The 20218-nt window shown below is 64.4% G+C and carries 23 protein-coding genes and 1 tRNA gene; 18 read left to right on the top strand and 6 right to left on the bottom strand.

Going from position 1 to position 20218, the window contains the following annotated elements:
• Positions 1–27: 27 nt before the first annotated feature.
• The 12 genes from ACY9XZ_RS18690 to ACY9XZ_RS18635 all read left to right on the top strand — a co-directional run bounded on the left by ACY9XZ_RS18690 (position 28) and on the right by ACY9XZ_RS18635 (position 11833).
• Complete coding sequence (locus tag ACY9XZ_RS18690) at positions 28–678, top strand: AIR carboxylase family protein (protein WP_463458506.1); 651 nt, start codon at positions 28–30, stop codon at positions 676–678.
• Positions 679–831: 153 nt separating this feature from the next.
• Positions 832–1245, top strand: a complete 414-nt coding sequence (locus ACY9XZ_RS18685; protein WP_463458505.1) for an NADH-quinone oxidoreductase subunit A — start codon at positions 832–834, stop codon at positions 1243–1245.
• The gene (locus tag ACY9XZ_RS18680; RefSeq protein WP_004957101.1) at positions 1238–1930 is read left to right on the top strand and encodes an NADH-quinone oxidoreductase subunit B; all 693 of its coding nucleotides are present in this window, start codon (positions 1238–1240) and stop codon (positions 1928–1930) included. Before ACY9XZ_RS18685 ends, ACY9XZ_RS18680 begins: the two co-directional genes overlap by 8 nt.
• A gap of 3 nt (positions 1931–1933) precedes the next feature.
• Entirely contained in the window at positions 1934–3616 is a 1683-nt protein-coding gene (locus ACY9XZ_RS18675) for an NADH-quinone oxidoreductase subunit D (RefSeq protein ID WP_463458504.1), read from the top strand.
• Entirely contained in the window at positions 3616–4656 is a 1041-nt protein-coding gene (locus tag ACY9XZ_RS18670) for a complex I subunit 1/NuoH family protein (RefSeq protein WP_463458503.1), read from the top strand. Before ACY9XZ_RS18675 ends, ACY9XZ_RS18670 begins: the two co-directional genes overlap by 1 nt.
• A gap of 46 nt (positions 4657–4702) precedes the next feature.
• The gene (locus tag ACY9XZ_RS18665) at positions 4703–5164 is read left to right on the top strand and encodes a NuoI/complex I 23 kDa subunit family protein (RefSeq protein WP_004518194.1); all 462 of its coding nucleotides are present in this window, start codon (positions 4703–4705) and stop codon (positions 5162–5164) included.
• A gap of 560 nt (positions 5165–5724) precedes the next feature.
• Positions 5725–5994 carry an NADH-quinone oxidoreductase subunit J gene (locus ACY9XZ_RS18660; protein ID WP_004591678.1) on the top strand — a complete coding sequence of 90 codons (270 nt, stop codon included), beginning with the start codon at positions 5725–5727 and terminating at the stop codon, positions 5992–5994.
• Positions 5991–6347 (top strand): proton-conducting membrane transporter, encoded by a 357-nt coding sequence (locus ACY9XZ_RS18655; protein ID WP_463458502.1) that lies wholly within the window; start codon positions 5991–5993, stop codon positions 6345–6347. Before ACY9XZ_RS18660 ends, ACY9XZ_RS18655 begins: the two co-directional genes overlap by 4 nt.
• A complete protein-coding gene (gene nuoK / locus ACY9XZ_RS18650) occupies positions 6344–6646 on the top strand; it encodes an NADH-quinone oxidoreductase subunit NuoK (RefSeq protein ID WP_463458501.1) in 303 nt (100 codons plus the stop codon). Before ACY9XZ_RS18655 ends, nuoK begins: the two co-directional genes overlap by 4 nt.
• A 3-nt stretch (positions 6647–6649) precedes the next feature.
• Positions 6650–8746, top strand: coding sequence for an NADH-quinone oxidoreductase subunit L (gene nuoL, locus ACY9XZ_RS18645; protein WP_463458500.1), 2097 nt, complete (start codon positions 6650–6652; stop codon positions 8744–8746).
• Entirely contained in the window at positions 8747–10282 is a 1536-nt protein-coding gene (locus tag ACY9XZ_RS18640) for a complex I subunit 4 family protein (protein ID WP_463458499.1), read from the top strand.
• Positions 10283–11833: an NADH-quinone oxidoreductase subunit N gene (locus ACY9XZ_RS18635; protein WP_463458498.1), complete on the top strand. Its 1551-nt coding sequence runs from the start codon at positions 10283–10285 to the stop codon at positions 11831–11833.
• A 53-nt stretch (positions 11834–11886) separates the two neighbouring features.
• On the opposite strand, the gene ACY9XZ_RS18630 is transcribed toward ACY9XZ_RS18635, so the two are convergent.
• On the bottom strand, positions 11887–12834 hold the full coding sequence (locus ACY9XZ_RS18630; RefSeq protein WP_463458497.1) for an MBL fold metallo-hydrolase: 948 nt from the start codon (positions 12832–12834) through the stop codon (positions 11887–11889).
• 138 nt (positions 12835–12972) lie between these two features.
• On the opposite strand from ACY9XZ_RS18630, the gene ACY9XZ_RS18625 reads away from it, so the two are divergent.
• The 5 genes from ACY9XZ_RS18625 to ACY9XZ_RS18605 all read left to right on the top strand — a co-directional run bounded on the left by ACY9XZ_RS18625 (position 12973) and on the right by ACY9XZ_RS18605 (position 15580).
• Entirely contained in the window at positions 12973–13242 is a 270-nt protein-coding gene (locus ACY9XZ_RS18625; RefSeq protein WP_463458496.1) for a DUF7553 family protein, read from the top strand.
• A gap of 48 nt (positions 13243–13290) precedes the next feature.
• Positions 13291–13365, top strand: a tRNA-Val gene (locus ACY9XZ_RS18620).
• Positions 13366–13630: 265 nt separating this feature from the next.
• The gene (locus ACY9XZ_RS18615) at positions 13631–14380 is read left to right on the top strand and encodes a pirin family protein (protein WP_463458495.1); all 750 of its coding nucleotides are present in this window, start codon (positions 13631–13633) and stop codon (positions 14378–14380) included.
• A 131-nt stretch (positions 14381–14511) separates the two neighbouring features.
• The gene (locus tag ACY9XZ_RS18610; protein ID WP_463458494.1) at positions 14512–15072 is read left to right on the top strand and encodes an NAD(P)/FAD-dependent oxidoreductase; all 561 of its coding nucleotides are present in this window, start codon (positions 14512–14514) and stop codon (positions 15070–15072) included.
• Positions 15073–15166: 94 nt separating this feature from the next.
• Positions 15167–15580 (top strand): DoxX family protein, encoded by a 414-nt coding sequence (locus ACY9XZ_RS18605; protein WP_463458493.1) that lies wholly within the window; start codon positions 15167–15169, stop codon positions 15578–15580.
• Between the two features lie 22 nt (positions 15581–15602).
• On the opposite strand, the gene ACY9XZ_RS18600 is transcribed toward ACY9XZ_RS18605, so the two are convergent.
• From ACY9XZ_RS18600 to ACY9XZ_RS18585, 4 genes are all read right to left on the bottom strand, one after another.
• Positions 15603–16217 (bottom strand): TetR/AcrR family transcriptional regulator, encoded by a 615-nt coding sequence (locus ACY9XZ_RS18600; RefSeq protein ID WP_463458492.1) that lies wholly within the window; start codon positions 16215–16217, stop codon positions 15603–15605.
• A 114-nt stretch (positions 16218–16331) separates the two neighbouring features.
• Complete coding sequence (locus tag ACY9XZ_RS18595) at positions 16332–16679, bottom strand: TRAM domain-containing protein (protein WP_463458491.1); 348 nt, start codon at positions 16677–16679, stop codon at positions 16332–16334.
• A gap of 54 nt (positions 16680–16733) precedes the next feature.
• Complete coding sequence (locus ACY9XZ_RS18590; RefSeq protein ID WP_463458490.1) at positions 16734–17111, bottom strand: hypothetical protein; 378 nt, start codon at positions 17109–17111, stop codon at positions 16734–16736.
• Between the two features lie 75 nt (positions 17112–17186).
• Entirely contained in the window at positions 17187–18428 is a 1242-nt protein-coding gene (locus ACY9XZ_RS18585; protein ID WP_463458489.1) for a hypothetical protein, read from the bottom strand.
• 119 nt (positions 18429–18547) lie between these two features.
• Here ACY9XZ_RS18585 and ACY9XZ_RS18580 point away from each other — a divergent pair, with 119 nt between their 5' ends.
• Positions 18548–18991 (top strand): DUF6653 family protein, encoded by a 444-nt coding sequence (locus tag ACY9XZ_RS18580; RefSeq protein ID WP_463458488.1) that lies wholly within the window; start codon positions 18548–18550, stop codon positions 18989–18991.
• Between the two features lie 90 nt (positions 18992–19081).
• Here ACY9XZ_RS18580 and ACY9XZ_RS18575 read toward each other — a convergent pair whose 3' ends face one another.
• Complete coding sequence (locus ACY9XZ_RS18575) at positions 19082–20128, bottom strand: phytoene/squalene synthase family protein (protein ID WP_463458487.1); 1047 nt, start codon at positions 20126–20128, stop codon at positions 19082–19084.
• Positions 20129–20218 lie beyond the last annotated feature (90 nt).

Raw genomic sequence — 20218 nt, 5'->3', positions numbered from 1 at the left:
ACGCCGGTCCCGGTTCCAGTCGGTCGTATGCCCGCAGACAGCGTCCAGTCGCTCATCGACCAGTTGCACGACGAGGCCGAGATGGACCGACCGAACGACCTGACGCCCGACGTTGGTATCATCATGGGGTCGGATTCGGACCTGCCGACGATGGCCGGCGGACAGGGCAGGCGGCCCGGGGCATATGTGGCACTCGCCGACGAACTCGGCTTCGAGGAGCAGACTGACTACACCGACGCGCCCGAGAGCCGCTTCACGTTCGAGACGTTCGTCTGCTCGGCCCACCGGACGCCGGACCTGATGTACGCGTACGCTGAAACGGCCGCCGACCGCGGCATCGACGTGATTATCGCCGGCGCTGGCGGCAAGTCCGCGGACCTGCCCAACATGACCGCAAGCATCGCCTACCCGCTGCCGGTCATCGGCGTCCCGGTCCAGGAGAAGTCCGTCGACTCCGTCATCGGGATGCCACAGGGCGCGCCGATCACCGCGGTCGACGCCGGCAAGTCGTTCAACGCCGCGCTCTCGGCGGCACAGATTCTCGCGCGCCAGCACGACGAACTCCGTGACCGCCTCGTCTCGTATCACGAGGGGCTCCAGACCGAGGTGGGCGAGGTGTCGCGAGACCTCCACGAACTCGGGACGCCGGGGTTCAAAGACGAGTACTGGGGGGAGTGACCGTCGGGGGGTGTCACACCCTAAGCGGCGCGGCGGATGCGGGAACCATGATTGAGAGCGTGTCGGCCCTTAAAGACCCGCAGGGCCGAAAAACCGAACAATGAACCCTTATATGCGAGTACATCTAACCGGCAGACGATAGGAGATACCGGAATGAGTAATCCATGGATCGCCATCGGCGCGCTCGCGGTCGTGGCACTAGCCATCCCATTAACCATGATGGCAGTTTCGAGCCTCTTGCGGCCCAGCGTGCCGGAACAAGGCAAACGCACCACCTACGAGTCCGGTGAAGTGCCGACTGGCAGCAGCCAGCAGATCAAGTTTAATATCCAGTACTACATGGTCGCGCTGCTGTTCGTCGTCTTCGACATCGAGACCGTCCTCATCTTCCCGTGGACGGTCATCTACAGCGACGCTGTCGCCGAGGTCGGGATGACCAGGGCACTGCTACCGATGGTCGTATTCATCGGCATTCTCGTCGTCGGACTCGGTTGGGCCTGGCGTAACGGCGCAGTCCAGTGGGTGCGCAGTCCGCGCGCCACGAAGGGGGCAGACACATATGAGTAGTGACCAGACACCACCGGCCGTCGAAGACGTATCGACACAGGAGGCCCGCATGGGTGACGGGGCCGACGACCGCTTCAACTCGACGCTGCGCGAAGCGTTCGGATCGACGCCGTTCATCCTGACCAAGTTCGACAAGTTCATGAACTGGGTTCGGGGCTCCTCGATGTTCATGCTCCAGTTCGGGATCGCCTGCTGTAGCATCGAGATGATCCACACCTACGCGATCAAACACGACCTCGACCGCTTCGGCTCAGGGGTGCCACGCGCCTCCCCGCGCCAGGCGGACGTTATCATCGTTCCGGGGACCATCGTCTCGAAGTTCGCGCCGCGGATGAAGCGCGTCTACGACCAGATGCCCGAGCCGAAGTTCGTCGTTTCGATGGGGTCCTGTACCATCTCCGGTGGCCCGTTCCAGGAAGGGTACAACGTCATCAAGGGCGCGGAGGAGGTCATCCCGGTCGACATCCACGTCCCGGGCTGTCCGCCCCGCCCCGAGGCACTCATCTACGGCGTCGCCAAGCTGCAGGAGCGCATCGCCGAGGGTGAGTCCTCACCGGTGACGGTCAAACCCTACGAACTGGAGCAGTTCGGCGACCTCGAACAGGACGAGCTCGTGGACAAACTCGCCAGCGAAATCGACGAGGAGGACCTCGTCATGCGGTACAACTGGAACGACTCCCCTTAAGCCATGAGTTTAGAGAAACCATCACGCGATACGGCGCTCGACGTCGGCGTTACGGAGGACGGACTCGATTACGACGCACTCGCGGACCTGCTCGGGGGCCACGTCCTCGACCGCGAACAGCACGTCAACGCGGAAGGGTTCGTCATCCGTCCCGACGAGGTTCAAGAAGTCCTCTCGACGCTGAAAGAGGAGGCCGGCTTCGACCACTGCGCCTGTGTCACGGCACAGGAGTACGACGACCGGTACGAATCCATCTACCACCTCCGGAAGTACAACGACCCGACACAGGAGCTGTCGATCATCGTCCCGTCGCCGAAGGACGACCCGCACAACGAGTCGGCCGCTCGCGTCTACGACACCGCGGACTGGCACGAGCGGGAGGCCTACGACCTAGTCGGTATCAACTACGACGATCACCCGGATCTGCGTCGCATCCTCCTGCCCGAGACCTGGCAGGGCCACCCGCTGAGCAAGGACTACAACCAGGACCAGCCACAGATCGTCTCCCTGCGCGAGCACGCGAACCCGCTGCAGGACGACAAGCGCAGCGAGGACGACCCGGACACGATGTTCGTCAACATCGGTCCGCACCACCCGGCGACCCACGGCGTGCTCCACGTCGAGACGGTACTCGACGGCGAGCAGATCGCCGACATCGAACCCGATATCGGCTACCTCCACCGCTGTGAGGAGCAGATGTGCCAGCAGGGCACCTACCGCCACCAGATCATGCCGTACCCGGACCGCTGGGACTACATCTCGGCCGGTATCCTCAACGAATGGGCGTACGCGCGCGCAGCCGAGGACCTCGCGGACATCGAGGTCCCCGAGTACGCACAGGTCATCCGGACGATGTCGGCGGAGATGTGCCGGATCGCCTCCCACGAGCTCGCGCTGGCGACGTTCGCGCTGGACGTGTTCGGCGACTTCACCGCCGTCTTCCAGTACGGCATCCGCGACCGCGAGATCGTCCAGAACCTGCTGGAGGACCTGACCGGCCAGCGGCTGATGTTCAACTACCTCCGACTTGGCGGGGTCGCCTGGGACCTGCCCGAGCCCCGCGAGGAGTACTTCGAGAAGATCCGCGACTTCCTCGACGACCTCCCGCACAAGCTCGAGGAGATTCACGATCTCGTCACCGGCAACGAGATCTTCCAGATGCGGTGTGTCGACACCGGCGTCCTCTCGAAGGACCAGGTCAAGCAGTACGGCGCGACCGGCCCCGTCGCACGTGGCTCGGGCGTCGATTACGACCTCCGGCGGGACGACCCCTACGGCTACTACGACGAACTCGACTGGAACGTCGTCACCGAAGAGGGCGGCGACAACTTCAGTCGCGTCCTCGTCCGCCTCCGTGAGGTCGAGGAGTCGGCCCGCATCATCGAACAGTGTGTCGACCTGCTGGAGCAGTGGCCGGAGGACGACCGCGAGATCCAGGCCAACGTCCCGCGGACGCTCCGTCCGGACCCCGACAAAGAGATCTACCGCTCCGTCGAGGGTGCGAAGGGCGAACTCGGCATCTACATCCGCTCTGACGGGACGGACAAGCCGGCGCGGTTCAAGATCCGCAGCCCGTGCTTCTCGAACCTGCAGACGCTGCCGGAGATGTCCCAGGGCGAGTACATCCCTGACATGATCGCCTCGCTCGGGAGCCTCGACATCGTGCTCGGGGAGGTGGACCGGTAATGCAGTCGGCGCCGTTACCGGAAACGCTCGCGAACCTGCTTGGGCTCGATCCCAACAGCACGGCCGTGATGATCGTCATGAGCCTCATCGGGGCCGGGCTCATCGGGACGCTGATGATGACGAACACGGCACTTGCCGGCCCGTGGGCGAAGCGGAAGATCACCGCCGCGTTCACCGACCGAATCGCCGTCGACCGTATCGGCCCGTACGGGCTGTTCATCATCGTGGCCGACGCCGTCCGCCTACTGTCGAAGGAACTCATCGTTCCCGAGGGCGTCGACCGGCCTGCGTGGGACCTCGCGCCGCTGATCATCGCCAGTACCGCACTGCTTGGCTTCGCCGTGATTCCGATGGGGAACGGCATCCACCTCGCCGACCCCGAGGTCGGACTGGCCTACGTGTTCGCAGTGGCCTCGACCACCTCGGTCGGCCTCGTCATGGCCGGCTACGCGTCGAACAACAAGTACTCGTTCCTCGGGGGCCTGCGCGCGGTCGCCCAGAACCTCGCCTACGAGATCCCGCTCATTCTGACGGGCGCGTCGGTCGTCCTCTTCGCCGGCTCGCTCCAGATGAGCGAGATCGTCGCGGCCCAGCAGCAGTCGCTGATCGGCCCGCTGCCGTCGTGGTACGCGTTCGTGAACCCGTTCGCGTTCGTCCTCTTTATGATCGCGAACCTCGCGGAAGTCGGTCGGAACCCGTTCGACATTCCGGAAGCGCCGACCGAGATCGTCGCCGGCTACCAGACCGAGTACTCCTCGGTGTACTTCGTCCTCATCTACCTCGGGGAGTTCATCCACATCTTCCTGGGCGGGGCGATCATCGCCACGATCTTCCTCGGCGGTCCAGCCGGTCCGGTCCTGCCCGGTATCGTCTGGTTCCTCATCAAGATCTGGGGCGTCTTCCTGTTCACGCAGTGGGCCCGCTCGGCGGTGCCCCGCGTCCGGATCGACCAGCTCATCGAGATCGGCTGGAAGGGCATGCTGGTGCTCTCGCTGGCGAACCTACTGCTGACCGCGGTTATCGTCGGGGTGACCGTCTGATGACGGCCACGCGCACCGACCCACGAGCGACCGGAGGTGACCTGTCATGATCGGAATCCTGAAATCAATGGCGACGACGATGAAACACGCCCTCGACGGGGAGACGTTCACGGTGGAGTACCCGGACGTCGCCCCCGAGGTGAGCCCCCGCTTCCGCGGCGTCCACAAGTGGAGCCAGGAGCGGTGTATCTGGTGTCGGCAGTGCGAGAACGTCTGTCCGAACAACACCATCCAGATCGTGATGGACGAGCAGCGCAACGGCGAGCAGTACAACCTCCACATCGGCCAGTGTATCTACTGCCGCCTGTGTGAGGAAGTCTGCCCGACCGACGCCATCCTGCTGACCCAGAACTTCGAGTTCACTGCGGACACGAAAGACGAGTTCGCTTACGACAAAGAGCAACTCAAGAACGTGCCGTGGTACAAGGACATCGACCCGCTTGAGTCCCGCGAACCCGACCGGGGCGCGTGGATCGGTGAAGGCGACGGCGAAGTCGACTATCAGTAAGGGAGCATCCGCTCGCCATCAGCGAGCGGTTCCGGACTCAAACGAAGTGAGAGTCCGTTTTTTCGCCACAGAAAGATTCGCACCGCTCATCTTTCGAGCCTTGCTTCGTGGTTCGAGAGAGCTTCGCTCTCTCGTCATCACGAGGGGCGCAAGCGCCCCTCGAACGACTCCGCTCAGCAAGACCACGTTTTTCAAGGAGAGGTCGGGAACGGAGTGACCGGCCCCGACGCCGAAAAAGGTGGCGGCGGCTGGGAGAAGGCGACGGCGAAGTCGACTACCAGTACCCGCATCGGATATTTTCCGGCTGCGCCCGAGCACAGACGAACACGCGGCTCTGGTTCTCGGACCTGTATCTCAATTGTCTTTAAATCCCCGTTCGTAAGTCGGTAATTCCAGAAGCAGGCGAGCATGTAATTCTAAACACACAGCATGGCGGCCACATATTCGGCTGTGGACTGATCCGCCCCCAGAATCGGGGGGTCATACCGGCAAACAGTGGCTCTACTGGCGAGACGAAAGAGGAATCTTCAAAGGGACGCCGCAAAGAGTCTCCAAGTAAGATGGCACTGGCAGAGTCAATTGCGTTCGCGCTGTTCGCTATGGTAACGGTGGGCAGCGCTGCGGGCGTCGTGTTAGTCCGGGACGTCTGGCACTCGGCGCTGTTACTGGGCGTGTCACTCGTCAGCGTCGCAGTGTTCTACGTAATGAACCAGGCGGCGTTCGTCGCAACGATGCAGATCCTGGTGTACGTCGGCGGCGTCCTCGTCCTCATCACCTTCGCGGTGATGCTGACTCGTGAGGACGAGTCGGTTATCGAGGTGACACCATGACTACAAAGCCCGAACTACAGACCGAGGGGAGTTTCGTCGCAGGACTGGCCGCAATCGCCCTGTTCGTCGTCCTCGGTGCAGTGTTCATGGGCGTCTCGTTTCCGACACCAGCGGGGTTCGGCGAGGGCGCATCGATAACGAAAAGCCTCGGTGCGGCGCTGTTCGACATCGAACCGAGTCTGCTGGTCGGTGACGCGGCCGTCCCCGCGGAAGGGTTCCTCGTGGCGTTTATCCTCATCGCCGTCGTCCTCGATGCGGCGCTGGACGGCGCGTTGATGCTGGCGAAACGCGACAACGAGGAGGACGGGGTCGTCGCCGACGGTGGCACGCACCACGGAGGTGACGACTCGTGATTCCGGCCGAGACGTACCTCCTGCTTTCGGCGGCCGTGTTCTGTATCGGCCTGTTCGGCATCCTCACGCGACGGAACGCGCTCATCTTCCTGATGTCCGTCGAGCTGATGCTGAACGCTGCGAACATCAATCTCGTCGCGTTCTCGCTGCAACATGGGAACCTCACCGGCCAGGTGTTCAGCCTGTTCACGATGGCACTCGCCGCCGCGGAGGTCGCCATCGGTATCGGTATCATCCTGGTCCTGTACCGCAACTTCACAGACGTGGACGTGACGAAGGCGACGACGATGAGGTGGTAACAGATGGCTGCATTCACATACGCTCCGGCGATTGTCCTGCTGCCGTTCGTATCGTTCCTCGTCGCGCTGTTTGCCGGCGACCGTATGCCCAAAGGCGGCGCGCTCGCAGGCATCACGGCGACGGGCGGATCGCTCCTGCTGTCGATCTGGGTCGCGCTGACGGTGGCCGGCGGCGATGTCCACAACGAGATACTGTACCAGTGGACCACGAGCGTCGAATCGCTCCAGCTTAATTTCGGACTCCTGCTGGACCCGCTGTCGGCGCTGATGTTGCTTATCGTCTGTCTCATTTCGTTCCTCGTCCACATCTTCTCGCTTGGCTACATGAACGACGAGGGCGAGACTGGCCTCCCGCGCTATTACGCCGGCCTCGGCCTGTTCACGGCGAGCATGCTCGGGTTCGTCGTCGCCAACAACCTCCTGATGGCGTTCATGTTCTTCGAGCTGGTGGGCCTGTGTTCGTACCTGCTCATCGGCTTCTGGTTCCGCGAGGACGGCCCGCCGAGCGCCGCGAAGAAGGCGTTCCTGGTCACCCGCTTCGGTGACTACTTCTTCCTCATCGGCGTCGTCGGCATCTTCGCCACCTTCGGGACCGGCCTGTTCGCCCCGATTACGCAGGGCGGCGAGGTCGTCGCCGAGAGCTTCCCGATGCTGGCCGAACACGCTGTCGTCGATGGCGACCTCGAACACATCCACATGCTGGAGACGGTCGGCATGGGGCCACAGCAGTGGTTCACCGTGCTCGGCCTCCTCGTGCTGGGCGGCGTCATCGGCAAGTCTGCGCAGTTCCCGCTGCACACGTGGCTGCCCGACGCGATGGAAGGCCCGACGCCGGTTTCGGCGCTGATTCACGCGGCGACGATGGTCGCGGCCGGTGTGTACCTCGTCGCGCGCATGTACGGCTTCTACGCGATCTCGCCGACGGCACTCGCCGTCATCGCGCTCATCGGCGGCTTCACCGCGCTGTTTGCGGCGACGATGGGCCTGGTCAAACAGGAGATCAAGCAGGTCCTCGCGTACTCCACTATCTCCCAGTACGGGTACATGATGCTCGCGCTGGGGTCGGGTGGCTACATCGCCGCTGTCTTCCACCTGACGACCCACGCCGTGTTCAAGGCGCTCCTGTTCCTCGGCGCGGGGTCGGTCATCATCGCCATGCACCACAACGAGAACATGTGGGACATGGGCGGTCTGAAACAGCGGATGCCGGTGACCTACTGGACGTTCCTCGCCGGCTCGCTGGCGCTGGCCGGCATCGTTCCGTTCGCCGGCTTCTGGTCGAAAGACGAAGTGCTGTACGAGGCACTCATCCACGGCTTCGGCACTGAGGGCGGCCTCGGAACGGCCTATCTCGCCGCGTACGCGATGGGACTGCTGGCCGTGTTCTTCACCGGCTTCTACACCTTCCGGATGGTGTACCTGACCTTCCACGGCGACGCGCGCTCGGACACCGCACGCGACCCCGAGCCCGTCCACTGGAACGTCAAGGGACCGCTGACGGTGCTTGGCATCCTCGCGACGACGGTCGGGTTCATCAACATGGCCCCGGTGAAGAAGCTCACCGGCGCGGAGATCGACTTCCTCCACAAGTGGCTGAACGGACCGGAGGAGGGCGGCTGGCCCGCACTCCTCTCGACGGATCTACACCACTACGAGGAGCTGCTGCACGAGGTCCCACACGTCGACCCGGCCTACCCGCTGGGCGGTGAAACGGGTACGCTGCTGGTCTCGGCGGCTGTCTCGCTCGGGCTGGCACTCGCCGGCGTGCTCGTCGCGCGGAGCCTCTATGCCGGTGCCGACCCGGTCGAGCATACGGACAAGCTTGGCGGTCTGAAGACGCTACTCATGCACAACTACTACCAGGACGAATATCAGGTGTGGCTCGCGACGGGCGTCACCTACCCCCTCGCCCGTGTGATGAACAAGTTCGACCAGGGTGTCGTCGACGGCGTCGTCAACGGCATCTCCAGCGTGAGCCTGTTCGGCGGCAGCCGCATCCGACGCATCCAGTCCGGAGTCGTCAGCAACTACGCGATGCTGCTGACGCTTGGACTCGTGCTCTTGCTTGCTGCCTTCGGCATCATGGGAGGGTGGTTCTAGATGTGGGTCGCCGCGCTCCTGCTCGTGACCCTGCTGGGCACCGGCCTCGTGTTCCTCTCGCCTGACCGGTACGCCGGCAAGCTCGCTGCGGCCGTCAGCGCGGTTCCCGCGCTTGGCAGCATCTACATGTACTGGGTGTACCTCACGCAGTACGGCGGCACGGGCAACGCGCTGCTGTCGCCCGCTGACATCGCGTTCGGCCAGCAGATCCCCTGGATCTCGCTGGGTGAGCTGGAAGTGTCGTACTACGTCGGCCTCGACGGCATCAGCATGCCGCTGCTCGCGCTGACGACGGTGCTGACGACGCTCGCCATCGTCTCGGCGTGGACGCCGATCGACGAGCGCCAGTCCCAGTTCTACGGACTGATGCTGTTCATGGAGGTGAGCCTCATCGGCGTGTTCTCCGCGCTCGATTTCTTCCTCTGGTTCGTCTTCTGGGAGGGCGTCCTCATCCCGATGTACCTGCTCATCGGTGTCTGGGGCGGCCCGCGCCGGAAGTACGCCGCCATCAAGTTCTTCGTCTACACGAACGTGGCGTCGCTGATCATGTTCGCGGGCCTGTTCGCGCTCGTGTTCAGCACCGACCTCACGTCGCTGTCCCTGCCCGCGATGGCCGAGGCGTTCCGCACCGCGAGCGGGCTGCCGACTATCGCCGGCGTGAACCTGATGACGATTTCGTTTATCCTGATGTTCTTCGGGTTCGCGGTGAAGGTGCCCGTCTTCCCGCTCCACACGTGGCTGCCCGACGCCCACGTCGAAGCCCCGACGCCGGTGTCGGTCATGCTGGCCGGCGTCCTCCTGAAGATGGGGACCTACGCACTGCTTCGGTTCAACTTCACGATGCTCGCTGACACGGCTCGCCAGCTCGCGGTGCCGCTGGCCATCATCGGCGTCGTCAGCGTCATCTACGGCGCGATGCTCGCGCTGGCACAGCGTGACCTCAAGCGCATCGTCGCCTACTCCTCGATTTCCTCGATGGGCTATGTCATCCTGGGACTGGTCGCGTTCACGCCCTACGGCATGGGCGGGGCGACCTTCCAGATGATCGCTCACGGCCTCATCTCGGGGCTGATGTTCATGTGTGTCGGCGTCATCTACAACACGACACACACGCGCATGGTCGGCGACATGTCCGGGCTGGCGGACCGCATGCCATGGACGGTCGGCATCTTCGTCGCCGCCGCCTTCGGCTACATGGGCCTGCCGCTGATGGCCGGCTTCGCCGGGGAGTACTTCATCTTCCAGGGCTCGTTCAACGCACCGACGCTGGGCGGTGCCGCGCCGGTGCTGACCTCGCTGGCGATGTTCGGTATCGTCATCGTCGCCGGCTACCTGCTGTGGGCCATGCAGCGCACGCTGTTCGGTGCCTTCAGCCTGGAGACCGACTACGAGGTCAGCCCGGCCGCGTTCCACGACGTTGCGCCGCTAGCCGTGTTGCTCCTGCTGGTCATCGCTCTCGGTGTCGCGCCCGACCTCTCCTTTGCCATGATACAGGACTCGATTTCACCGGTTCTCGACATCGGAGGTGGTGCATAGATGGTCGCGCTCCCCGACTGGATGGCGCTCGCGCCAGCGCTGTCGCTGGCCGTCGCCTCACTGGTGTTGCTGCTCGCTGACTCAATCGACCCGGACTCGACGAACACGGGTGCCATCGCCGGCATCTCGGTGGTCGGCTCGCTGGTGTCCTTCGGATTCGCCGGCTGGTTTATCACCGCCGGCACCGGGATAGCCGATAGCACCGGCGTCGCGCTGTTCAACAACCAGCTCGTCGTCGACCAGATGGCCCTGTTCTTCATGGCCATCGTCGCCAGCGTCACGACGCTGGTCGTGCTCGCGAGCTACGACTACGTCGCCGGACACAGCTACCAGGCCGAGTTCTTCTCGCTGGTTCTGCTGTCCGCGACTGGAATGAGCCTTCTGAGCGCGGCCAACGGCCTGGCGACGGCGTTCATCGCGCTCGAACTGGTGTCGCTGCCGTCCTACGCGCTCGTCGCCTTCCTCAAACACAACAAGGGCAGCGTCGAAGCGGGGCTGAAGTACTTCCTCATCGGCGCGGTGTCCTCGGCGGTGCTGGCCTACGGCATCTCGCTGGTGTACGCCGCGACGGGCGTCCTCCGGTTCGACGGCGTCGCGACGGCCATCACCAGTGGGACGGTCCAGACCATCGTCGACGGGTCGATACAGGCCCAGCCCGGTGACCCCGCGGTTCCGATGTCCATACTTGGCGTCGGTATCCTGATGATCATCGGCGGCGTCGCGTTCAAGACGGCCTCCGTGCCGTTCCACTTCTGGGCACCCGAGGCGTACGAGGGCGCACCGGCGCCGATCTCGGCGTTCCTCTCCTCGGCGTCGAAGGCCGCCGGCTTCGTGCTGGCGTTCCGCGTCTTCGCCGTGGCGTTCCCGATCGGCGATCTGGTCGCCACCGGGGGCGCGATCAACTGGGTAATGGCGTTCCAGATCCTCGCCATCGCGACGATGTTCATCGGGAACTTCGCCGCCGCGACCCAGGAGACGGTCAAGCGGATGCTGGCCTACTCCAGCGTCGGCCACGCCGGCTACGTCCTCATCGGACTCGCCGCCGTAACCGGCTCCGGCGAGGGGCTGAGTCTCAGCCTGAGCGCCGGCATGTCCCACCTGCTCGTCTACGGCTTCATGAACACGGGCGCGTTCCTGTTCATCGCGCTGGCCGAGTACTGGGGCGTCGGTCGCCGCTTCGAGGACTACAACGGCCTCGGCAAGGAAGCGCCGGTCGCCTGCGCGGCGATGACGGTGTTCCTGTTCAGCCTCGCCGGCCTGCCGATCGGCGGCGGGTTCTTCTCGAAGTTCTACCTGTTCTCGGCGACGCTCAACGTCGGCGCGTGGTCGCTGGCCGCCGCGCTCATCATCAACAGCGCGCTCAGCCTGTTCTACTACTCCCGCGTCGTCAAGGCGATGTGGATCGAAGAGTCGGACGGCAGCCGGACTATCGAGTCCTATCCGATGGGGCTGTACACCGCTGTGGTCGGTGCCGCCATCGTGACGGTCCTGCTCGTCCCCGGCTTCAACCGCGTCTCCGAGATCGCGTTCCAGGCCGCGCAGTTGCTGTAGTCTGACGCTGGGCTGTATTCTTTCTCGTGCTCGCTCAAACCTGGTAGCGAGGCCTACGCCGACTCGTAGACGAACACGCCACCGCTCTCACGCTTCTCGACGCGGTCCGTGACTTCGAGCACGTCCAGATGCCCGACAGCCTCGCTCATGCCCGCGAAGTACTCCGTGGCCGGGAGGTCGCCGAACAGCGCCGTCATCACGTCGCTCGGCGTCGTCGCGCCGCTGGAGACGATCTCGGCCACCTCCGCGGTGCGCTGGTCGTGTTCCGCGAGGATGTCATCGATGCGTTCCTGCGGTGAGTCGACGGGCTCGCGGTGGCCGGTGAGAAATCGGTCGTGCCCCTGCTCGCGGAGCCACCGGAGCGAGTCGTTGAACGCTGGCAGCACCCGCGGGCGCGCCCCGCGCTCGTCGGGGATCTGCAGGAACGGATTGGGCGTGATATCGCCCAGCACGTTGTCGCCGACGACCGCTTCGCGGCGGCCCTGGTAGTCGTACGAGAAGATTATTTCACCCGCGGAGTGGCCCTGTACGGTATCGACGGTGAGTTCGGTATCGTCGACGGTGACGGTGTCACCGGCTTCGAGCGTGCGGTCGGTGTCGACGCTCTGGGCGTAGGGCAGGAACGCCTCGGGCAACTGTGTCACCGTCTCGGCGGTCTCCCGTGAGACCCCACAGCGCTCGAAGAAATCCGCGAAGTACGACTGCTCGGCGTGCAGTTGCGCCGCGAAATCGCGCATGATCTCCGCTGCCGGAACGCTTGCGAGAACGCGAGCCCCCCGCTCGGCGAGTCGGTTCGCCATGCCGAAATGGTCCGGGTGCGGGTGCGTGACTAGGACTTGTTCGATGTCATCCGGGGACAGCTCGCGTGCTTCAAGCGCCTCGACCAGACGCGACCACGCCTCCTCGCTGTCAGGCCCCGGATCGACGAGAGTTCGTCTCGCGATGTACGTGTTGACTGGCCCGATCTGGAACGGCGTCGGAATCGACACCCGTGTGAACATGTCTCCCCGTTGCGGGTGGGGGTGCAAAACAGTTCGTACCCGCGGTGCGCGTTTATCGCTGTGGCCGCTCGCCGTCCCTCGATTCCGTATTGTTTTCCGGGCACAAGAGATATATTCGTCCTTCGCGTAGGGACAGATATGAACAAACACTTCGAAGACGCACGATACTACCTGAAACGCGCCGGCAAGACCGCCACCAAGGGCGTCAAAGAGGAACTCGAACCGGTCGAGGAACGGTTCCGCGAACTCACCGGGAAGGAAGCGGAGCCGGAACCCAGCCGACTGGAGGCCGTCAAGGCCGATCTGAAGGAACTGCAGGGGAAAGCCGAAGGCGAAGCCGAGGAAGCAATCGCTGACGCCCGCGCAAAGATCAGCGAGTACCGCGGCAAGGAAGAGACGGAAGCGTAGTCGGAAAGCAATTCTTAAGGGATGCGCTCGAATAGAGTCGAGTGCATCGGGTTGGTGATCTAGTTCGGTTATGATACCTCCTTCACACGGAGGAAGTCGGCGGTTCGAATCCGCCCCAACCCATTTCTGATTTCTCGCAGCGACGAGCACTGCGAGGAGGACGTGAAATCGAAATGGTCCGGCGGATTCGAACCCTGAAAGACGAGCGAAGCGAGTCTTTCTTCGGTGAGAGGCCGCCCCAACCCATCCGCTTATTTGACGCGTATGAAGGACGTGTCTCGCTGTTTGGGATACCTGTTGTAGCGGTGAATACAGATACGGAAAACTGGCCAGTAGCGGGTCCGTTTGACTCCCGACAGTTTTTACCGCTCGGTAAACAAGGAGGTGTATGACCGAGAACGAGTCGCGGGCGTCGACCAGCGGACCGATTCCCGGCGAGACGGTCCAGCACGGGACGGGCGTGAACTCGAACCGAGCGTTTCCGACGGACGGCTATCCACACAACCTTGACCCGTTCGTCCTGTTCGAGCAGTTCTACATCGACCCCGAGAAGGGGTTCCCGATGCATCCCCACCGCGGGTTCGAGATCGTCTCCTACATGATCGAGGGCGGCATGGAACACGAGGACTCGCTCGGCGTGGCAAACACGGCATACGAGAACGACGCGATGCGAATCACGGCCGGGAGCGGGATCCGGCACTCCGAGTTCCCCGCGGACGGACGAGCCTGTACCGGGCTGCAGCTCTGGGTGAACCTGCCGCGGGCGGAGAAAGAGGCCGACCCGGACTACGTCGATGCGACGGCCGACGAACTGCCGACGGAAGCGCGGGACGGCGCGACGATCACGACGGTCATCGGCGACGGCTCGCCGATCAGCCTCCACACGCCGATGGAGTATCTGGACGTGTCCGTGGCCGACGCGTGGACTTGGACGGTTCCAGACGAGTGGTCGGGATTCCTCTACGGTGTCGCCGGCGACGGGGCGGTCGAGGGGCAGTCGTTCGCTGCCGGTGATGTGCTGCCGGTCACCGAGGCGCAGTCGGTGACGCTCCGGGGCGATGATTCACTCCGTGTCGTCGCCGTTTCGGGCCGACCGCACGGGGAGCCGATCCGACAGCGCGGGCCGTACGTCCTGTGAGTGGGTATCGTCAGTCCCGGATTACGAATAAACGGCTCCGCTGACGGCCGATTCGCCGTCCGTGTTTCTGCAATCCGACCGCATTTTACCAGATGGTAAGACTCTTTTACGGGCGGTCCGTGCTGTGAAACATGGCAGATGTAGCAGTCGTCGGCGGCGGCCCCGCCGGCCTGAGTGCGGCACAGTACGCGGCGAAAAACGACCTCGAAACGATTGCCTTCGACACGGACGAGTCGTGGATGCACAAGGCCCACCTGTTCAACTACCCCGGCGTGCGATCCATCAGCGGCGACGAGTTCCTCACCATCGCTCGGGGGCAGACCCGGGACCGTGGCGCGACGCTGCACGAGACGGAAGTCACCGATATCGAACAGACCGACGACGGCTTCGTCCTGTCGACGGACGAAGACGAGTACACCGCTGAGTACGTCGTCCTCGCGACCGGTGGCGACCGGAGCCTCGCCGAGGACCTCGGCTGTGCGTTCACCGATGAGGGTGTCGTCGACGTGACCGTCGACATGGAAACGTCGGTCGAGAACGTGTACGCGACCGGCGCGATGGGTCGAGCGGAGAAGTGGCAGGCGGTCATCGCGGCCGGTGACGGCGCGGCCGCCGTCCTCGACATTCTCTCGAAGGAGAAAGGCGAGTACTACCACGACTTCGACATGCCGTCGGACGTGCCGGAGCTCTAACGATGCGGACAGAATCTACGCCCACAATGAACCACGATACCATTTCGAGTCGTACTGTTGAAAGCTACCGTGCAGCCCCGGCGGTGAACGCCTGATGGCACCCGAACTCGACGTCGCGTTGCTCGTCGTCGGACGTGTCCTCTTCGGTGGCGTGCTCGCCTTCACCGGCCTGAGCCACTTCACGCAGACCGAACAGATGGCCGGCTACGCCGAGTACAAGGGGCTTCCAGCGCCGAAGGTCTCCGTCCTCGCGTCCGGCGGGCTTCTCATCCTCGGTGGCCTCGGTGTGACCGTGGGCGTCTTCCCGGTCGTCGCGGCAATCGCCCTCGCAGTGTTCCTCATCGTCTCGGCCGTTGCGATGCACGACTTCTGGGCCGTGCCGGACGAGGACCGACAGGACGAACTGAACAGTTTCCTGAAGAACGTGACGCTCGCTGGCGGCGCACTCGTCGTCGCCGCGTCCGCAACTGGAACGTGGGCGCTCAGCGTCGGAATCAGCCCCGTCTGAGCCGTCTTTTTACCGCCGTCCGTTACTGCGGCGGATACAGCGAGTCGAGAACGAAATCGTTGATAGCTCGTTTGGCCTCCTCGGGGGCGTCCTCGTGCCCGAGGGCGATCCGCCGACCGCGGGCCGCGTGAATCACGTCCGTGATGAGCTGGCCCATCAGTTCGGCGTCAACATCGCGAAACGCGCCCTGCTCGATCCCGTCTTCGACGACCGTGGCGATGCTCTCCCGAAGGCGGTCGTAGTGCTCGTTGAACAGCGCCCGGTGTTCGTCGTCGTTCTGGGCGTAGGCGTACAGCTCGTGGTACACCTTCATCCGGTCCCAGTGCGAGAAATCGTCGAACTCCGGACCGAACAGACACCGGTCGATACGTACATCGAGCTCCGCGCGGGGGTCGGTCTCGTCGTCGACTTCGACGCTGCCCTCGTACTGATCGATGATGTACTCCAAGAACGAAGAGATAAGATCGTACTTGCCGTCGAAATGGTAGTGAATCACCTGCCGGGACATATCCATCTCCTCGCCGATGTCCCGGACCCGCAAGTCCTTGTACCCGTGCTTGCTCAACGCCCGAAAGGTGGCCTCCATAATCACGTCTCGGGTGTCCTGTGGCGTACTCTGCCCGTCCGATTCACTCATGGCTACTGTCTTTTCGTGGTGGACACATATCCGTTTCTCCATCCATACCGGGACTGGAGTCGCCATCGTCCGGGGCGGGCGGCCCGGTCCGCGACGCTGCCAGCGCCGCCTCGCTCACGCGCGTTCGACGAACCGAGCGTCGGCGGAGGTGTGGTCCCGGTTGAACGACAGCACCTTCGCCCGGATCACGTCGCCGGCCGACACCGACGACGGCACATCCTCGGTGAAAAGGACAAAACCCTCGACCTTGCCGACGGCGACGCGGTCGCCGGAGTGATGATCGGTAAATTCGGTGATGCCGAACTCGTAGGTCTCGCCGAGTTCGACCGGCGGTTCTCGTTCCTGTGCGGCCTCGTGAGCGCGCTTCGACGCACCGCTTCCTGAGCGGCGAGTGATGGCAAACGCCAGTGCGAGGCCCACGGCCAGGGCGGCCCCACCGGCGGCGAGCCAAATCGGTTCCATGCCAGGGTTTGCAGGGCGAACGGATTAATACCTTTCAGAGTTCGGCGACGGCAGTTACAGCCCGAGGCGGTCCCGGAGGCCGCCCCCCGAGCCGGAATCCCCGTCATCGGCGTCCCACTCCGTCGGGAGCTCGGCCGCGAGCGACGCCACCTCGTCGTCGCTGTAGCGGGGGTCCGCCGTCGCGTCGTCGAGCCAGTCCGCCCACTCCTCGCCCGTCATCCGGCCCCGCGAATCGACCTCCCACTGGTCGACGAGCGCCTCGCGGTCCTGAAACGGGATGTCCATGCCGCTGTCGCCCCAGTACAGCGGCGAAAGCGCGAACTCGTGGGTGTCGCTCTCCAGCCAGACGAGCCGATAGGGGTAGTCGTTGTAGCAAAATACGTCCTCGGGTGAGACGACGTCGCCGTTGGGGAGCTCCAGGGTCTGGGTCATTACGCTGACATAGGGGCTACCCGGGCTTCAGGGTTATGTGTCGGTAGAACTACGCGACGTGCTGGACCAGCGTCCCTACGCGAGCGGGTCACACAGCGCCCACTCGTCCGTTTCGGGGTCCAGATTGGTGGGTTCCGCACCGCGCTCGGTCACGATGCCAGCGTGGTAGTAGATCGCTTTCAGCTGGAAGACGGTGGGCGAGTGGTAGACGCTGCCGTCGGTGAGTTCCGAGCGGCGGAGTTCGCCGTCGCCGGTCAGCGCCCGCTGGCGAACGGCCTCGTCGCCGCGAAGGAACAGTTCGACGGTGAACTCGGGGTGGAGGGCGTGGAGGTATTCGACGAACTCGACGAGCGACGGGGCAGCGTAGCCGTCCCGGTGGCAGGCGTAGAGCCCGTCGACGAGCAGCTCCGTGGCCGGGTAGGCAGAGACGACGCGGCGGACGAGCTGGCCCCACTGGGGCGCGACGTCGATGAACCGCTTCCGGGAGCGCTGCCAGTCCTCGAACCGCCGGAGGGCGGCGTCGAGGTCGCCGACCGTCCGGAGCGCGAAGCGGACGACCTCGCGTCCCAGCGGGGTCAGCGTGAGCGATCCCTGGCCGGTGTCGATCAGGTTCAGGAACGCCGCGCCGGCGAGAGCGCCGTCGACGGCCCCGACGACATGCGCCGCGAGCAAGTCCCGCGCGTCGCCGTCGTGGTGGACGGCCAGCGGAACTGCGATGTAGTTTTTCGGATGGTTGAGCCCGAAGTTCTGATCGGCGACGCCCTGTGCACCCGCCTGGAACCGGATGGCCGAGGCGGCGTCCATCGACCCGTGGCCGACCACGCGGGGCCGTTCGAGGACCGAAACCGTGCCATCGGGTTCGACGCCCAGCACGCCGACGTTCAGCTCGCGGGCCATCGTCCGCGCGGCGGTGGAGATGCCGCTCCGGGGTGCGGTCAGGAAGGCGACGTTGGCCTCGTTGAGCCGGTCGTAGGCCTGGACGACGCCCCGCTCGGCGTCGACGCCACCGTTGCCGGTGTACCCCTTCGCCTCGACGGCGATCAGCGGCGGCCGGTCGCCGAGTCGGTCGACGGACACCAACTCAGTCGGGAGCGTCTGCACGCCCACGAGGTCGGGATAGCCCGTCCCGACCCGGACGTGGTTGAACGGCGCAAGGGTCGCCTGCACGGACGCCTCGATGGGTGTGGCGTCCAGCCAGCGTTGCTGTGCGAACTGCGTGTCCGCGACGACGTAGGCGTCCTCGCGGTCCGCGAACAGCCGGTCTTTGGTCCGGGCGAGTACCCGTGGCTCGGAGAGCCCCGACGCCGCTGTGGCCATAGACGGCGTTCACACAGGGCGGACATGAGTGTTCTGTCCCCGGAAAATCGGTGCGGCGAACTGCAGCGCCTCCATCACCCGGCGGCAGTGTTAACTCCTGACACGATTGATAGCTAGACATGACACCAAATCTACTAGACGGGGTACAGGACTGGTTCTGGGCCCGCCATTCGAGTCCCAGAAGCGGCTGGTCGCGGGTTCCGACCGGCGCTGTCATCGTGTACGCGGTGTATCAGCGGCGCTGGCGGCTCCTGACCGCGGCGCTGCTGTGGACGGTCATCAATCCGGTCCTGTTCGCGCCGCCGGACGACGAGGACGCCTGGATGACCCGCGCCGTGCTGGCAGAGCGGTGGTGGCTCACGGAGCGGGACAACGGCACGATGGGGCTGTCGTATCCGAACATCTGTAACACTGGCGGGGCGCTGGCGGCGGCCATCGCTCTGTACGCCGCCTGGCGTCGTCGACCAGGCATCGCGACGGCCGGCACGCTGGCGATGAGCGGGCTGAAGCTCTGGTGGCTCAGGAAAATCGTGCAGCGTTACGATGGGCGCGGTCCGGAGTGACCTGCGGGCGCGGGGATAGTAACACGTCCGTTCGGGAGTCGATGAGACGCCGGTCGCGGACGAAGGCAAAAGGGAATGTCTCGATAGCCGTCAGTACTCGTGGAGCGGCCGCTGGCGGATTTTGGCCCGTAGCTCCCCGATCGAGGGGTCGCCGTCACCGCCGAACTGCTGGGTGACGGAGTGGACCTCCTCGCGGGAGATCTTGACGTTGCCCTGCTCGATGACGTCGGCGGGCCGCTCGCGGAGTTCGCGGATCGTCCCGACGGCAAGCAGGAACGGAATGGCCCACGCGGAGAGGGTGTTGCCGCGGGTTTCGGGCATGGCTTCGAGCCAGGCCTGCGCGTCGTCGAGGTAGCCCTCCGCTCGCTCGGTGACCTGCTCGATGACGGGGACCAGCGACTCGACGTTGTCGGTGTTGCTCACGTCGCTGTGGTCAAGTCCCTGTTCGTGGAGCAGCTCAAGCGGGAGGTAGACGTTGTTCTCCTCTTCCATGTCCGTCGCGGCGTCCTTGGCGACGTTGACGAGCTGCAGCAGAAGGGCAAACGAGCGGGCGTTGTCCTCCATCTGGGCCACCTGCTCGTCGGTGGCCTCGTGCGAGACCAGCCCGGTCACCAGCGTGCCGACGGTGCCGGCGGCGTACCAGCAGTACTCTTCGAGTTCGTCGAGCGTTTTGATCCGCAGTCCGCCGGCGTCGGCGTAGCGGTCGACGAACATCGCCATCCCGTCGACGAGTTCCCGGACCGGGCCACGAATCGTCTGTGTGGAGTGGTCATCGAGGGTGTGAAACACATCGACGATTCGACCCGCGTTCTCGACGACCTCCCAGTCCGCGTTGGTCGTCGTGGGAATCCACTCCTCGACGGCGTCGTGGAACGACGAGACGGTCGTCCCGCTAGACGGTTCGAGCGAGCGGCTGTACGTCTGCAGGAGTTCGGTCTGCACCGCTGGAGGGAGGTGACCGGCGTCCTCGATCGTGTCGGCCACACGGCAGAGAAGATAGCCCAGACAGATGTCCCGGGCCATCGGTTCGTTGAGTTCCGAAATCGTGAGACTAAACGTCCGCGACACACGATGGACGGCATCGTAGCACCACTCGATGTCTTCCGAAGACGACCGGTCTGTGTGGTTCTGAGACATTCCCGACATCCGGGGTAGGGCATACGATGATAAAAATGGGACGGCTACGGTGTCGGGTTTGGACCGGCCACGGGTCGGTGTTTCGACAGA

This window comes from Haloarcula sp. HT12 (assembly GCF_055271655.1).
The sequence above is the reverse complement of the archived record's forward strand: the minus strand, read 5'-3'. Positions and strand labels throughout refer to the sequence as shown.